General features: G+C 70.8%; 9 protein-coding genes. 6 read left to right on the top strand and 3 right to left on the bottom strand.

Annotated elements, in window-relative coordinates; translation table 11 throughout:
* Positions 1 to 113: 113 nt before the first annotated feature.
* The 3 genes from EV284_RS22655 (at position 114) to EV284_RS22645 (ending at position 4410) form a co-directional block, all read left to right on the top strand.
* Positions 114 to 2225, top strand: a complete 2112-nt coding sequence (locus EV284_RS22655) for an MMPL family transporter (protein ID WP_130337094.1) — start codon at positions 114 to 116, stop codon at positions 2223 to 2225.
* Positions 2226 to 2470: 245 nt separating this feature from the next.
* Positions 2471 to 3742: a histidine kinase gene (locus EV284_RS22650; protein ID WP_165425617.1), complete on the top strand. Its 1272-nt coding sequence runs from the start codon at positions 2471 to 2473 to the stop codon at positions 3740 to 3742.
* Positions 3739 to 4410 carry a response regulator transcription factor gene (locus EV284_RS22645; RefSeq protein ID WP_130337089.1) on the top strand — a complete coding sequence of 224 codons (672 nt, stop codon included), beginning with the start codon at positions 3739 to 3741 and terminating at the stop codon, positions 4408 to 4410. Before EV284_RS22650 ends, EV284_RS22645 begins: the two co-directional genes overlap by 4 nt.
* Positions 4411 to 4627: 217 nt before the next feature.
* Here EV284_RS22645 and EV284_RS22640 read toward each other — a convergent pair whose 3' ends face one another.
* The 3 genes from EV284_RS22640 to EV284_RS22630 all read right to left on the bottom strand — a co-directional run bounded on the left by EV284_RS22640 (position 4628) and on the right by EV284_RS22630 (position 7658).
* The gene (locus EV284_RS22640) at positions 4628 to 6157 is read right to left on the bottom strand and encodes a UDP-N-acetylglucosamine 1-carboxyvinyltransferase (protein ID WP_031181604.1); all 1530 of its coding nucleotides are present in this window, start codon (positions 6155 to 6157) and stop codon (positions 4628 to 4630) included.
* Positions 6158 to 6242: 85 nt separating this feature from the next.
* Positions 6243 to 6440, bottom strand: coding sequence for a DUF4236 domain-containing protein (locus EV284_RS22635; protein WP_031181605.1), 198 nt, complete (start codon positions 6438 to 6440; stop codon positions 6243 to 6245).
* Between the two features lie 729 nt (positions 6441 to 7169).
* Positions 7170 to 7658 carry a hypothetical protein gene (locus EV284_RS22630; RefSeq protein WP_130337087.1) on the bottom strand — a complete coding sequence of 163 codons (489 nt, stop codon included), beginning with the start codon at positions 7656 to 7658 and terminating at the stop codon, positions 7170 to 7172.
* Positions 7659 to 7912: 254 nt separating this feature from the next.
* Between EV284_RS22630 and acnA the strand changes: the two genes are divergently transcribed.
* From acnA to EV284_RS22615, 3 genes are all read left to right on the top strand, one after another.
* Positions 7913 to 10630 carry an aconitate hydratase AcnA gene (gene acnA / locus EV284_RS22625; protein WP_130337085.1) on the top strand — a complete coding sequence of 906 codons (2718 nt, stop codon included), beginning with the start codon at positions 7913 to 7915 and terminating at the stop codon, positions 10628 to 10630.
* A gap of 348 nt (positions 10631 to 10978) precedes the next feature.
* Positions 10979 to 14245: a GH92 family glycosyl hydrolase gene (locus EV284_RS22620; protein ID WP_130337083.1), complete on the top strand. Its 3267-nt coding sequence runs from the start codon at positions 10979 to 10981 to the stop codon at positions 14243 to 14245.
* Positions 14246 to 14335: 90 nt separating this feature from the next.
* On the top strand, positions 14336 to 14761 hold the full coding sequence (locus EV284_RS22615; RefSeq protein WP_130337081.1) for a DUF6003 family protein: 426 nt from the start codon (positions 14336 to 14338) through the stop codon (positions 14759 to 14761).
* Positions 14762 to 14767 lie beyond the last annotated feature (6 nt).

The raw sequence follows: 14767 nt of genomic DNA, 5'->3' as shown, positions 1-14767 counted from the left end.
CCCGCCGTCGCCTCCGGCAGTACGCGTCACCTCGCCCTCTCGCCCGACGAAAGCCGTGGTTCTCACCGGAAGTCTGGGGACCGAAGCAGACGTCACCCGGAGGGAGTCGGCCAATGAGGGCCGCAGAAACAACCACGACGAGGACGGGACGCAGGCGAGTCGTTCCATGGGCGGTGCTCGGGCTGTGGATTGCCGTGATCGCGATCGTCGGGCCGTTCGCGGCGAAGCTCGCCGACGTGCAGCACGACCAGGTCACCGACTACCTGCCGGCGAGCGCGGACTCGACGCGAGCGGCGAAGATCGAGGACAAGCTGCCTGGGGGCGAGACCACCGAGATGGTGCTCGTCTACCACCGGGACGGCGGGCTCAGCGCCGCCGACCGGAAGACCGCGGCCAGGCAGGTCGCGGAGATCACGCGGCAGCACGAGCTGATCGGCGGGGCTCCCAAGGGGATTCCGTCCAAGGACGGCACGACCCTGATGTACCCGGTCGCCAGCAACGAGCCCGGGGCGAACGAGGAACAGCGGGACAAGCTCGTCAACGACGTCCGCGAAGTCGCCCAGGGCGAAGGCGGGTTGAGCGTCGACGTGGGCGGCACCAGCGCGCTGGCCACCGACTCCGGCGCGGTCTACGACTCGCTCGGCGGACCGCTGCTCTACACCACCGTCGCCGTCGTCGCCGTACTGCTGATCCTGATCTACCGCAGCCCCGTGCTGTGGCTCGTGCCCCTCGTCGTCGCCGGGGTCGCCGACTACATGTCCATGGGTGTCGCCTACGGCATCAACCAGGCCTTCGGCACGACCGTCTCGGGGCAGAGTTCGGGTGTGATGACGATCCTCGTGTTCGGGGCGGGCACGGACTACGCGCTGCTGCTCGTCTCGCGCTACCGGGAGGAGCTGCGGCGCTTCGAGCGACCGTACGAGGCCATGGTCGCCGCCCTGCGAGGCTGCGGGGCCGCCGTGCTCGCCTCCTCAGGCACCGTCGCCGCCGGACTGCTGTGCCTGCTCGCCGCCGACCTCAACAGCAGCCGGGGCATGGGCCCGCTCGGCACCGTCGGTGTGCTGTGCGCGCTGATCGCGATGATGACCCTGCTCCCCGCCATCCTCGTAGTGGTCGGACGGCGTGTGTTCTGGCCGCTCGTGCCCGTCTTCGGGAGTACGCCCAAGCAGCGGCGGAGCCTGTTCTCGGCGATGGGCAGCTCTGCCGGACGCAGGCCGCTGACCGTGCTCGCGAGCGGTGCCCTACTGCTCGGCGCCCTCGCGCTGGGCTCGCTCAACCTGCCGGGACCGCTCAAGCAGGAGGACTCCTTCGTCAACAAGCCGGAGGCCGTCGTCGCGATGGAGACCCTTGCCAAGTCGTATCCCGGGCAGGGCAGCCAGCCCATCGACGTGATCACCCCGCAGGGGCGCGCCGACGAGACCCTCGCGACCGTCCGTGGCACACCGGGCGTCGGCAGCGCGGAGAAGGGGCGTACGGGAGACGGCTGGACCGAGATCTCCGTCTTCGCGAAGAGCGCACCCCAGTCGGCGGGGGAGACTGCCACCATCAAGTCCCTGCGGGACGAACTGAAGGGCTCCTACGTCGGCGGGGACAGCGCCCAGCAGATCGACCTGGAGGTCACCAACGCCCGGGACACGAAGATCGTCGTGCCGCTCGTCCTCGTCTTCGTGATGCTCATCCTGATCGGGCTGCTGCGGAGTCTGGTCGCACCGCTGCTCCTGGTGGTCGCGGTCGTCGCGGTGTGGGGCGCCTCCCTCGGGATCGGCGGACTGGTCTTCGAACCGCTCCTCGGCCTCAAGGGCACCGATCCGGGGCTCGGACTGCTGTCCTTCGTGTTCCTGGTCGCCCTCGGCGTCGATTACGGCATCTTCCTCATGCATCGGATGAGGGAGGAGTCCCTGGCGGGAGCAGAACCGACCGCGGCGGCACTCACCGCGCTGCGCACCACCGGCGGCGTCATCGCCTCCGCCGGACTGGTCCTCGCCGCGACCTTCGCCGTGCTGACGAACATGGGCCTGGTGCAGCTGGTCCAGCTCGGCTTCGTGATCGCCGTCGGCGTCCTGCTCGACACCTTCCTCGTACGGACGTACCTGGTGACCAGCGCCAGCGTCGCCCTGCGCCGGAAGGTGTGGTGGCCGGGCGTGCTCTCACGAGAGCCCGACCCGGCCGAACGGACCGGACCGTCCGAGCCGCCGCGGCAGGCGGAAACCGTCGGCGCACCGTGAGCACGCTGATCGAACGCCTCGATCGAGCAATCTGATCGAACGCTCCGATCCAGCACGCCGATCGAGCACCTTGAACCGGCGGGCCCGCCCGGGTGCCTCTCCTTCCTGAGGGGCCCTGGGTTCCCGCACGAGTACCGGAAGATGGAGCCGTGGAAGAACGGGGAGCGACCACAGGGGTACGCGATCGGCCGGCGGCGGAGACGACGGCCGGTGGCGGCGGGCGGTCCCGTCGCGTCGAGCACGTCATGTCCGCCATCAACCGCGAACCGCTGACCGCACCGCACCGCACCCGCAACGACGCGGTCCTCGCGCTGGGCGTCGCCGTGCTCGCCGTAGCCATCGCCCTGATGGGCGGCGAAGGGATCCCGCCCGACCATCTCGGCTGGACGCTGCTGCTCGCCGGGCATGTGCCCCTCGTATGGCGGCGCCGCCGTCCGGTGGTGGCCCTGCTCGGGGTGGTGGCCTGCGTGGCTCCGTACTACGCCCTCGACTACAACCCCACCCTGCCCATTCCCGCGACCGTCCTGGCGCTCTACACCGTCGCGGCGACCGGCACCGTACGCCGCACGCTGATCACCGGTGTCGCCGTCCTCGGCCCGACAGTGATCAGCGACGGCCTCGCCAACCCGAGCGGGGCGCCGGAGTCCCTGGAGATCTCCGGCTGGATCATCGCGGTCCTGTTCATCGGTATCGACGTCCGCTACTACCGCTGGTTCGTCGCCTCCATCGTCGAGCGGGCCGAACGGGCCGAACGCACCCGGGAGGAGGAGGCCAGGCGCCGCGTCGCCGAGGAACGGCTGCGGATCGCCCGTGACCTGCACGACCTGCTCGCCCACAGCATCACGCTCATCGGCGTGCAGACGTCCGTGGCGGCCCACGTCCTCAACCTCGACCCCGATCGCCTCGACCGCAAGGCCGTCGCCCAGGCGCTGGACGACATCGCGGGGACCTGCCGGACCGCCCGGGGGGAACTGCGTGCGACGCTGGAGGTGCTGCGGGCGCAGGACACGGTCGTGAGGGTGGGCGCGGATCTGGGAGCGGGTGCCGGTTCCGTGTCCAGTTCTGTTTCCGGGGCCGAGGACATGCGGGGGCCGCTGCCCGGGATCGACGGACTGGCCGGGCTCGCGGAGACCGGCCGGGTGGCCGGGACCAAGGTCGAACTGTCCGTCCGCGCGGACGGCGTCCCGCCCTCCGTGGGCGCCGCCGCGTACCGGATCGTGCAGGAGGCGCTCACCAACGCCGTACGTCACGGTGGCCGCGAGGACCTCACCGTGCGGGTGGGTCTGTGGGCCGCGGACGGCGCACTGCGGGTGAGTGTCAGGGACGACGGGACGGGCGGGAACGCCGGCCCGGGCGGCGAGGTGGGCCCGTCCGACGGCAGGCCGGGGTTCGGGCTCGTCGGAATGCGGGAGCGGGCCCGTAGCGTGGGCGGGACACTGGACGCCGGTCCGGGGCCCGCTGGGGGCTTCGAGGTGACCGCCACACTGCCGCTGTCCCGGGAGGACGAGGTTCGATGACCATCCGCGTACTGCTGGCCGACGACCAGAACCTCGTACGGGCCTCCTTCGCGATGCTCGTCTCGTCGGCCGGGGACATGGAGGTCGTCGCCGAGGCGGGCACCGGGCGGGAGGCCGTGGCGCTGGCCCGGTCGGCGCGGGCCGATCTCATCGTGATGGACATCCGCATGCCCGACCTCGACGGGATCGAGGCGACCCGGCTCATCGCCGCCGACGAGGATCTCGCGGGGGTGAAGGTGCTCGTCCTGACGACGTACGAGACCGACGAGCACATCGTCGAGGCACTGCGGGCCGGGGCGTCCGGCTTCCTCGTGAAGGACATCAGGCCGGCCGAACTCCTCGACGCCATCCGGACGGTGGCCGGGGGGGAGTCCCTCCTCTCGCCCGGTCCCACCTCGCGGCTGATCGCCCGCTTTCTCCGCGCGCCGAACACCGCGACGGCATCCGCAGCGGGCGGGCCGAGCGGGCTGTCCGAACGGGAACGGCAGGTGCTCGCGCTGGTCGCGCGCGGTCTCAACAACTCCGAGATCGCCGACGCGTTGGGACTCAGCCCGCTGACCGCCAAGACCCATGTCAGCCGGATGATGGGCAAGTTGGGGGCGCGGGACCGGGCACAGCTGGTGATCGTGGCGTACGAGTCGGGGCTTGTGATACCCGGGACTGCCTGAGTCCGGGTCGGGTACGGGTCGCGTTCCGGGGGCTGTTGTGCGTCTTCCGGTCGGCGGCCTGGTCCTTCTTCTCCGGGATCACCGCCTTGATGCCGTCTGCGCAGGTGGGCCCGGTTGCCGCAGGACGAGTAAGCCTGTGAGGGCTGACGGGAGCTCAGACATCTCTGACGTGGAGGTGTCGTGCCCCTTGTCTCCAAGGGGCACGACACCGCACCGATCAGATGTCCCGGAAGATCTCGATCTGCGCCCCGATCGAGTTCAGCCGCTCCGCCAGGTCCTCGTACCCCCGGTTGATGACGTACACGTTGCGCAGTACCGACGTGCCCTCGGCGGCCATCATGGCCAGCAGGACGACGACCGCGGGGCGCAGCGCGGGCGGGCACATCATCTCGGCGGCGCGCCAGCGGGTCGGGCCCTCGACCAGGACGCGGTGGGGGTCCAGCAACTGCAGGCGGCCACCGAGGCGGTTGAGGTCGGTGAGGTAGATGGCCCGGTTGTCGTAGACCCAGTCGTGGATGAGGGTCTGGCCCTGGGCGACCGCGGCGATGGCCGCGAAGAAGGGGACGTTGTCGATGTTGAGGCCGGGGAACGGCATGGGGTGGATCTTGTCGATCGGCGCCTCCAGCTTGGAGGGGCGGACCGTGAGGTCGACCAGCCGGGTGCGGCCGTTGTCCGCGAAGTACTCACGGCTGCGGTCGTGGTCGAGCCCCATCTCCTCCAGGACCGCCAGCTCGATCTCCAGGAACTCGATCGGCACCCGGCGCACCGTCAGCTCCGACTCCGTCACCACGGCCGCCGCGACCAGGCTCATCGCCTCGACCGGGTCCTCGGAGGGGGAGTAGTCGACATCGATGTCGATGTTCGGCACGCCGTGCACGGTGAGGGTGGTGGTGCCGATGCCCTCGACCCGTACGCCCAGGGCCTCCAGGAAGAAGCAGAGGTCCTGCACCATGTAGTTCGAGGACGCGTTGCGGATGACGGTCACGCCGTCGTGGCGGGCCGCCGCCAGCAGCGCGTTCTCCGTCACGGTGTCGCCGCGCTCGGTCAGGACGATCGGGCGGTCCGGGCGGACCGTGCGGTCCACCACGGCGTGGTACTGGCCCTCGGTCGCCGCGATGTCCAGGCCGAACCGGCGCAGGGCGATCATGTGCGGCTCGATCGTGCGGGTGCCGAGGTCGCAGCCGCCCGCGTACGGCAGCATGAAGCGGTCCATGCGGTGCAGCAGCGGGCCGAGGAACATGATGATCGAGCGGGTGCGGACGGCCGCCTCCGCGTCGATCGCGTCCATCTCCAGCTCGGCCGGCGGGACCAGTTCCAGGTCGACGCCGTCGTTGATCCAGCGGGTGCGCACGCCGATGGAGTTCAGGACCTCCAGCAGGCGGTACACCTCCTCGATCCGCGCCACCCGGCGCAGCACCGTACGGCCCTTGTTCAGCAGCGACGCGCACAGCAGCGCCACACACGCGTTCTTGCTCGTCTTGACGTCGATGGCGCCGGACAGCCGACGGCCACCGACGACCCGCAGGTGCATCGGACCCGCGTAGCCCAGCGACACGATCTCGCTGTCCAGGGCTTCGCCGATCCGGGCGATCATCTCAAGGCTGATGTTCTGGTTGCCGCGCTCGATGCGGTTGACCGCGCTCTGGCTGGTGCCGAGCGCGTCCGCGAGCTGCGCCTGAGTCCAGCCACGGTGCTGACGGGCGTCACGGATGAGCTTGCCGATGCGTACGAGGTAGTCGTCTGACATGAGGTTGAGGCTATCTCAGATATGAGATCGCGCCTCCTCGGGGGGTCCGTTCGGGTGACGTGGGGTCAGCGGCCGCCGGTGACGGTCAGCGCTTCTTGGTCGTGGTCTTGCGCCACCCGAACGGACCCGGCAGGTCCATCGAGGTCGTACGGCGCCCGGTGCTGCTGTGGGTGTGACGGGGACCGTGCTTGCCACCGCCGGTCGTGATGGACCAGGAGTGACGGTTGATGTTCAGCCGCACGCCGGGAAGGATGCGGAAGCTCTTGCGGAACGTCAGGCCCATGACTGTCTCCTCCGATTCTCGGCGCTCCTGAGTGGCGCACAAGCCGGATACCCCCGTTCGGGGAACTGATGACCGACAGGACGTGCGGTCCAGGGGCGGTGCGCCTTGTGGCAGGGGTGTGACGGGTATGAACTTGTCTTCTGCCGTTCGCGGTCGTGATGACGGCCGTATGTCTCGTGCCGCTGGGCGGTGAACAGGCGCTGCTGACCGCCGACTTCAACGGACAATGGCGGGCGTCGGCGGATCTTCCACCCCGCCGGCGGAGGATGAGATGAGACTGATCGGTTTCCACCAGGAGCTGGACCCGGCCTATGCCGCGGACTTGGGTGACTCCGTGCCGCCGGCCGAGTCGGGTGCGGGAAAGCGACTGTCCACCGAGGCGAGCCGTGCGCTCAGAACCGGCTCTTCCGCTTCGACCCGGGATCTCCCAGGGCTCGGCACCGGTCCTCTCCCGGTACCGCGTGGGACCTCACCCGCGCGGCTGACGGCAGCGGGCGGTTGGACCTCTGGCTCGATACGTGGGGTGAGCCGATGTTCTCCTGGGAGGAACTGCGCCGGCTCCTCTATGCCTGCGGGGCGCGGGCGGTGGCCGACCCGGTGGTGGTGGGGGTCGGCTCCTGGGCGGCCAAAGCAACCGTCTGAGCGGCGAGCCCCCGATCGTCGGTGGCCGCTCGCGAACACCTCGCCCGCCTGCCGTGGGGTGAAGAGGGGTGCGCTCGCCGTCGCCGGTCACCCCTCCCGCCCGCGCTCCTTCCGGCGCAGGGTCCGGCGCTGCTTCCCGGGGAGGGTCCGCGCCAGTTCGCCGACCGCGCACAGCTCGTGGCCCTCGCCGGCCCGGCACCACCACACGTCCCGCTCGCCCGCCCCGACGCCCGAGTGCACCCCGGTGCGGTGCTCAGGGCACAGCGGCCACACCTGCCAGAGCACGGCTTGGACCGTCTCCTGGGCCGCCTCGGCGATGCCCGCGGCGGGGTCGGTCGTGTATCCGTGCCAGCGGCCGTCGGGCAGGGCCGCGTGGTACTGGTCCGGGATGTCCTCGTCGTCCGAGGGCGTCCACAGCAGCCGCATCGGCCCGGCCTCCGGCAAGGTCGCCGCCAGGTCGCGGTTCACCGCCTCCAGCGCGGCCGGCAGCTCGGGTCGGCTGCCGGGCCCGAGCGGGCGGGTCCGCGACTCGGGGTCCTGGCCCGGGGTGGCGGGGCGGTACGAGAAGTGGTTCATCCGGTGATCGTCCCAGCCGCCCGCCCCTGTGGGCCTCCCCATGGCGGGCGTGACGGACCGGTCACACCCGCCATCCGGGCATGACCATCCAGCCCCCATGTACTAGAGTTATCTCGACATCGAGATATCTGCCGAGGCGCACCGCGGCAGTCACCCTGGTAAGGGTTACCTAACTTAGCCTTACCTTAGCGGAACGCTGGACCGGCGTGGCGGCAGGATGCGGTGGAACGCGCACATCAAAGAAGGAGACTGTCGTGTCGGCGAACAGCTTCGACGCCCGCAGCACGCTGCAGGTGGGCGACGAGTCGTACGAGATCTTCCGGCTGGACAAGGTCGAGGGCTCGGCCCGCCTGCCGTACAGCCTGAAGGTCCTGCTGGAGAACCTGCTCCGCACGGAGGACGGCGCGAACATCACCGCCGACCACATCCGCGCCCTCGGCGGCTGGGACTCGCAGGCCCAGCCCAGCCAGGAGATCCAGTTCACGCCGGCCCGCGTGATCATGCAGGACTTCACCGGCGTCCCCTGTGTCGTGGACCTCGCGACCATGCGTGAGGCCGTCGCGGCGCTCGGCGGCGACCCGGCGAAGATCAACCCGCTCTCCCCGGCCGAGATGGTCATCGACCACTCCGTCATCGCCGACAAGTTCGGCACCAGCGACGCCTTCAAGCAGAACGTCGACCTGGAGTACGGCCGCAACAAGGAGCGCTACCAGTTCCTGCGCTGGGGCCAGACCGCCTTCGACGACTTCAAGGTCGTCCCGCCGGGCACCGGCATCGTCCACCAGGTGAACATCGAGCACCTGGCCCGCGTCGTCATGGTCCGTGACGGCAAGGCGTACCCCGACACCCTGGTCGGCACCGACTCGCACACCACCATGGTCAACGGCCTCGGTGTGCTCGGCTGGGGCGTCGGCGGCATCGAGGCCGAGGCCGCCATGCTCGGCCAGCCGGTCTCCATGCTCATCCCGCGCGTCGTCGGCTTCAAGCTCACCGGTGAGCTGCAGCCCGGCACCACCGCCACCGACCTGGTGCTCACCATCACCGAGATGCTGCGCCAGCACGGTGTGGTCGGCAAGTTCGTCGAGTTCTACGGCGAGGGCGTGGCCGCCACCTCCCTGGCCAACCGCGCCACCATCGGCAACATGTCGCCGGAGTTCGGCTCGACCGCCGCGATCTTCCCGATCGACGACGAGACGCTGAACTACCTGCGCCTGACCGGCCGCAGCGACCACCAGGTCGCGCTCGTCGAGGCGTACGCCAAGGAGCAGGGCCTCTGGCTGGACCCGAAGGCCGAGCCCGACTTCTCCGAGAAGCTGGAGCTGGACCTCTCCACGGTCGTCCCCTCCATCGCCGGCCCGAAGCGCCCGCAGGACCGCATCGTCCTCGCCAACGCCGCCGAGCAGTTCAAGTCGGACGTCCTCAACTACGTCGACGTCGTGGACGAGGCGGGCAAGGAGTCCTTCCCGGCCTCCGACTCCCCGGCCGTCGCCCCCAACGGCACCCCGTCGAACCCGGTCACCGTGACCGCCCCCGACGGCACCACCTACGAGCTGGACCACGGTGCGGTGACGGTCGCGGCCATCACCTCCTGCACCAACACCTCCAACCCGTACGTCATGGTCGCCGCGGCGCTCGTCGCCAAGAAGGCCGTGGAGAAGGGCCTGACCCGCAAGCCGTGGGTCAAGACCACCCTCGCCCCGGGCTCCAAGGTCGTCACCGACTACTTCGAGAAGGCGGGCCTGACCCCCTACCTCGACAAGGTCGGCTTCAACCTGGTCGGTTACGGCTGCACCACCTGCATCGGCAACTCCGGCCCGCTGCCGGAGGAGGTCTCCAAGGCCGTCAACGACCACGACCTCGCGGTCACGTCGGTCCTCTCGGGCAACCGCAACTTCGAGGGCCGGATCAACCCCGACGTCAAGATGAACTACCTGGCCTCCCCGCCGCTGGTGGTCGCCTACGCCCTCGCGGGCTCCATGAAGGTGGACATCACCAAGGACGCCCTGGGCATCGACCAGGACGGCAACCCGGTCTTCCTCAAGGACATCTGGCCCTCCGAGGCCGAGGTCAACGAGGTCGTGGCGAACGCCATCGGCGAGGACATGTTCGCCAAGTCCTACCAGGACGTCTTCGCGGGCGACGCCCAGTGGCAGGCCCTGTCGATCCCGACCGGCAACACCTTCGAGTGGGACGCCGAGTCCACCTACGTCCGCAAGCCCCCCTACTTCGAGGGCATGCAGACGGAGCCGGCCCCGGTCACCGACATCACCGGTGCCCGTGTGCTCGCCAAGCTGGGCGACTCGGTCACCACCGACCACATCTCCCCGGCCGGTGCCATCAAGGCCGACACCCCGGCGGGCCAGTACCTCACCGAGCACGGTGTGGAGCGTCGTGACTTCAACTCCTACGGCTCGCGCCGTGGCAACCACGAGGTCATGATCCGCGGCACCTTCGCCAACATCCGCCTGCGCAACCAGATCGCGCCGGGCACCGAGGGCGGCTACACCCGCGACTTCACCGTCGAGGGCGCGCCGGTCTCCTTCATCTACGACGCCTCGCGCAACTACATCGACCAGGGCATCCCGCTGGTCGTGCTGGCGGGCAAGGAGTACGGCTCCGGCTCGTCCCGCGACTGGGCCGCCAAGGGCACCGCGCTCCTCGGCGTCAAGGCCGTCATCGCCGAGTCCTACGAGCGCATCCACCGCTCGAACCTCATCGGCATGGGCGTGCTGCCGCTCCAGTTCCCGGAGGGCGCCACCGCGGCCTCCCTCGGCCTGACCGGCGAGGAGACCTTCTCCTTCACCGGCGTCGAGGAGCTGAACAACGGCACCACCCCGCGCACGGTCAAGGTCACCACCGACACCGGCGTGGAGTTCGACGCGGTCGTCCGCATCGACACCCCCGGCGAGGCGGACTACTACCGCAACGGCGGCATCATGCAGTACGTGCTGCGCAGCCTGCTGCGCAAGTAGGGTCTGGCGCGACGCGATCGAGGGCCGCACTCCCGGTGACGGGGGTGCGGCCCTTCGCCGTGCTCGGGGAGGTGAGCGCGGGGTGCTCCGGGCGGGGCCGGGGGGACGGGGTGCCCGCCCGGAGCGGACAGGGGTCGTGCGCGGTGCGGGTGGCTTGGCCTGCGGTGGGGCGCGACAACGTTGTCTAGTGGGTCCGCTCCTGACTCTACCGGTCCAACGGACAACGATGTCAAGGTACTTGGGGCAACACGGTGACCCTCTTCCGTGGGCCGTGGGCACGCGTTACTGTCCCTGCGGCTTGTGCGACCCGTGGTGCGCGACCCGTCCGCAAGGAGGAAGGGCCGCGTGATGCGTTTCCGTCCCATGTCCCTGCTGCTGGCCGCCGCGCTCGCGGTGGGCGGCGCCACCCCCGCCCTCGCGGCGGGCACCGCACCACCCGGCCTGGTCGACGACCCGACGCCGTACGTCGATCCGCTGATCGGCAGCAGCAACGGCGGCGACACCTACCCCGGCGCCGTGGTGCCCTTCGGCATGCTCTCCTGGAGCCCGGAGACCACCAGAGGCGACGCCACCCGCACCACCGCCCCCGGCGGCTACCACTACGACGCCACCCGCGTGCGGGGCTTCAGCCTGACCCACATGTCCGGCACCGGCTGCGCGGGCGGCAGCGGGGACATCCCCTTCTTCCCGTACGCCGGTGACGTCACCTCGTCCCCGGCGAGCGACACCAAGGACGCCGTCTACGCCTCCGACTTCCGTCACACCGACGAGACCGCTGAGCCCGGCCACTACCGGGTGGGCCTCGCCTCCGGCGTCACCGCCGACCTGACCGCGACCGCCCGCACCGGCTCGGGCCGCTTCACGTACCCGGCCGGCAAGCCCGCCTCGCTGCTGGTGCGCACCGCCAACTCCGAGGTGGGGTCGGAGGACTCGACGGTCAGCATCGACCCCGCGAGCCGCACCGTCTCGGGGTCCGTCACCTCCGGCAACTTCTGCGGGTACCTCGACCCCGAGGGACAGCGCTCCTACTACACCCTGTACTTCACGGCCCACTTCGACCGTGCCTTCAAGACCACCGGCACCTGGCAGGACGACAAGCTGAACCCCGGCTCCACCAGCGCCTCCGGCGGCACCGGCGGCTTCTCCCACGGCGGCCGGCCCGTCGCGGGCAAGGGCGCCGGCGGTTACGTCGAGTTCGCGCCCGGCGAGGGCCCGGTGAACGTCAAGGTCGGCATCTCCTACGTCAGTCAGGACGCCGCCGAGGCCAACCTCCGCGCGGAGAACCGCCCCCACCGCTCCTTCGAGGCGGTACGGGACGCGGCCCGCGCCGCCTGGCGGGAGCGTCTCGGCGCCGTCCGGGTCGGCGGGGGCACCGAAGCCGAGCGCACCACCTTCTACACCGCGCTCTACCACGCCCTGTTCCACCCCAACGTGATCAGCGACGCCGACGGCCGCTACCGGGGCAGCGACGGCAAGGTGCACCGGGTGGGCCGCGGCCACCGCGCCCAGTACGGCACCTTCTCCGGCTGGGACGTCTACCGCGACCAGGTCCAGCTGCTCACCCTGCTCGACCCGCGCACCGGCTCGGACATCGCCCAGTCGCTCTACGAGCTGGCCGGCCAGAACGGCGGGACCTGGGACCGCTGGCTGCACAACGCGGGCGGCACCCACGTCATGAACGGCGACCCCTCGCCCAGCGCGCTCGCCGGGATCCACGCCTTCGGCGGCACCGGCTTCGACCTCAAGGGCGCCCTGAAGTCCCTGGTCGAGGCGGCCACCGTACCCACGGAGCAGGATCTCTCCGCGGCCGGGAAACCAGTGCTCTCCGTCGGCCAGCGCCCTTCGCTCGACAAGTACCTGAAGCTGCACTACATGCCCAGCGTCTCCAACGCCTGGGGCGGCGCCGCCGAGACCCTGGAGATGTCCACCGCCGACTTCTCCCTGTCCCAGCTCGCGGCGGCGGCAGGGGAGAAGCGGACCGAGAAGCGGTTCGCCGAACGCGCCCAGTGGTGGCAGAACAACTTCAACATCGCGGCCGACGCGACCGGCGGCTACATCGCCAACCGCAAGGCGGACGGCAGCTGGGTCACCGGATTCACCCCGGACACCGGCAACGGGTTCGTGGAGGGCAGCGCCGCCCAGTACACCTGGATGGTCCAGCACAACCCGGCCGGGCTGTTCGCCGCGCTGGGCGGCACCGACCAGGCACTGGCCCGGCTGGACTCCTTCTTCCACACCGCCGACGGCAAGTGGGCCTTCACCGGCCAGGGCGGCGCCAAGTCCGAGATGGACAACGAGCCCTCGATCAACGTGCCGTACCTGTACGCCTACGCGGGCGCCCCCTACAAGACGCAGGAGACGGTGCGCGCGGCGATGGGGCAGCTCTGGTCCACCGGGCCGGGCGGCATCCCCGGCAACGACGACCTGGGCGCGATGTCGGCCTGGTACGTCTTCTCCGCCATGGGCATGTACCCGCAGGTGCCCTCACGGTCCGAACTCGTCCTTGCCTCACCGCTGTTCGAGCGGGTGGAGATCGACCGGCCGCAGGGGAACGACATCTCCGTCCGGGCCGAGGGCGCCGCCGCCGACGCGCCGTACGTGCAGTCGCTGAAGGTAGACGGCCGTCCCAGCGACCGCGCCTGGCTGCCCGCGTCCTTCGTGCGGGACGGCGGCCGGCTCGACTACCGGCTGGGCACCACCCCGAACCGCGCCTGGGGCGCCAAGACCCCGCCGCCCTCCTTCCGGCAGGGCGAGCAGCCGTACCAGATCGGCGTCGGCCCCACCACTGCTACCCTCGCCCCCGGTGACAGCACCGCGATCGACGTACGGGCCCGCTCCCTGAACGGCGGCACCGGGCCCGAGGTCCGCTTCAAGGCCGAGACACCCGCCGGAGTCACGGCCACCCCCGCCGAGGGCACGGTCACCGGCGGCGCGCGGCGGATCACCCTGACCGCGGCCGACGACGCCACCCAGGGCTTCTACACCGCCAAGGTCACGGTGACCTCCGGCGACACCTCCTACGAGCAGCCCGTCGCCCTGACCGTCGCCGCCCCCGGCACCCTGCTGGCCGCCTACGACAACACCGGCGTCTCCGACGACACCGGCGACCACGACGAGGCGGACTACGACGGCGGCGGCTGGAGCTACTCACAGCAGGCCCTCGCCGCGGCCGGCCTCACCCCGGGCAAGCGGGTCACCACCGGCGACCTCGCCTTCACCTGGCCCGACTCGCCCGCCGGCCGCCCGGACAACGCCTCCGCCCACGGCCAGACCGTCGAACTGAAGGACCCGACGCCCGCGTTGGCCTTCGTCGGCAGCGCCGTCAACGGCAACCAGACCGCCAAGGCGACCGTCACCTACACCGACGGCAGCACCGCAACCGCCGATCTCTCCTTCACCGACTGGACCGTCGGCGGCGGGGGCGGCACCGTGCAGTACGGCAACGAGGTCGTCGCCAAGGCCGCGTACCGCAACGTCGCGGGCGCCGACAAGGACCCGGTGGCCACCTATGTGTTCGCCACCAAGCCGTTCGCCGCGCCGGACGGGAAGGAGATCAGGAGCGTGAAGCTGCCGGACGACGGCGACCTGCACGTCTTCGCGCTCGCCGGCAGGTGAACCGGGGCGGTTCCGTCTCCTCGGCGGGGTGCGGCGGCAGTAGCATCAGTCTCCCCACCCAAATCCACACCGACAAGGCGGAACCGCCCGATGGCCGACGAGGCTTACCTCTTCCTGCTCCCCGACCGTCACCCGAGCCTCGGCGCGGCCATGGCCGCCGTCGCGCCGCTGGAATGCGACCAGACCCCGGCCGTGCGGGGCTGGATCTCCGCCCACGATGTCGCCCCGTCCTCCGAGCAGTTGAGGATTCTGCCCGCCTCCTCGGAGATCCTCATCCCCGAGGAGGCCGAGCGGCTGCCGATCCCGCTGACCGCGGAGGAGGAGGTCCGGGTCCAGCAGGAGTGCGCGCCCCAGTCGGTGACCGACATGGAGCGGGAGCTGCTGGACTTCCGGGACACCACCCAGGGCTGGGAGACCCTGGTGCACCGGGCGCTGACCGCCGGGGTCCCGGCCCCGCGCATCGCCCGGCTGACCGGGCTCGACCCGCACGAGATCGGCCGGCTGACCGGCGTGTGACGCGGC

Origin of the sequence: Streptomyces sp. BK022, from assembly GCF_004217355.1 — a bacterium.
Classification (GTDB): domain Bacteria; phylum Actinomycetota; class Actinomycetes; order Streptomycetales; family Streptomycetaceae; genus Streptomyces; species Streptomyces griseoluteus.
The sequence above is the reverse complement of the archived record's forward strand: the minus strand, read 5'-3'. Positions and strand labels throughout refer to the sequence as shown.

Excerpts from the sequence above, each read along its gene's own strand:
- EV284_RS22655 (WP_130337094.1), top strand. The coding sequence starts at position 114 with ATGAGGGCCGCAGAAACAACCACGACGAGGACGGGACGCAGGCGAGTC.
- EV284_RS22650 (WP_165425617.1), top strand. The coding sequence starts at position 2,471 with ATGTCCGCCATCAACCGCGAACCGCTGACCGCACCGCACCGCACCCGC.
- EV284_RS22645 (WP_130337089.1), top strand. The coding sequence starts at position 3,739 with ATGACCATCCGCGTACTGCTGGCCGACGACCAGAACCTCGTACGGGCC.
- EV284_RS22640 (WP_031181604.1), bottom strand. The coding sequence starts at position 6,157 with ATGTCAGACGACTACCTCGTACGCATCGGCAAGCTCATCCGTGACGCC.
- EV284_RS22635 (WP_031181605.1), bottom strand. The coding sequence starts at position 6,440 with ATGGGCCTGACGTTCCGCAAGAGCTTCCGCATCCTTCCCGGCGTGCGG.
- EV284_RS22630 (WP_130337087.1), bottom strand. The coding sequence starts at position 7,658 with ATGAACCACTTCTCGTACCGCCCCGCCACCCCGGGCCAGGACCCCGAG.
- EV284_RS22620 (WP_130337083.1), top strand. The coding sequence starts at position 10,979 with ATGCGTTTCCGTCCCATGTCCCTGCTGCTGGCCGCCGCGCTCGCGGTG.
- EV284_RS22615 (WP_130337081.1), top strand. The coding sequence starts at position 14,336 with ATGGCCGACGAGGCTTACCTCTTCCTGCTCCCCGACCGTCACCCGAGC.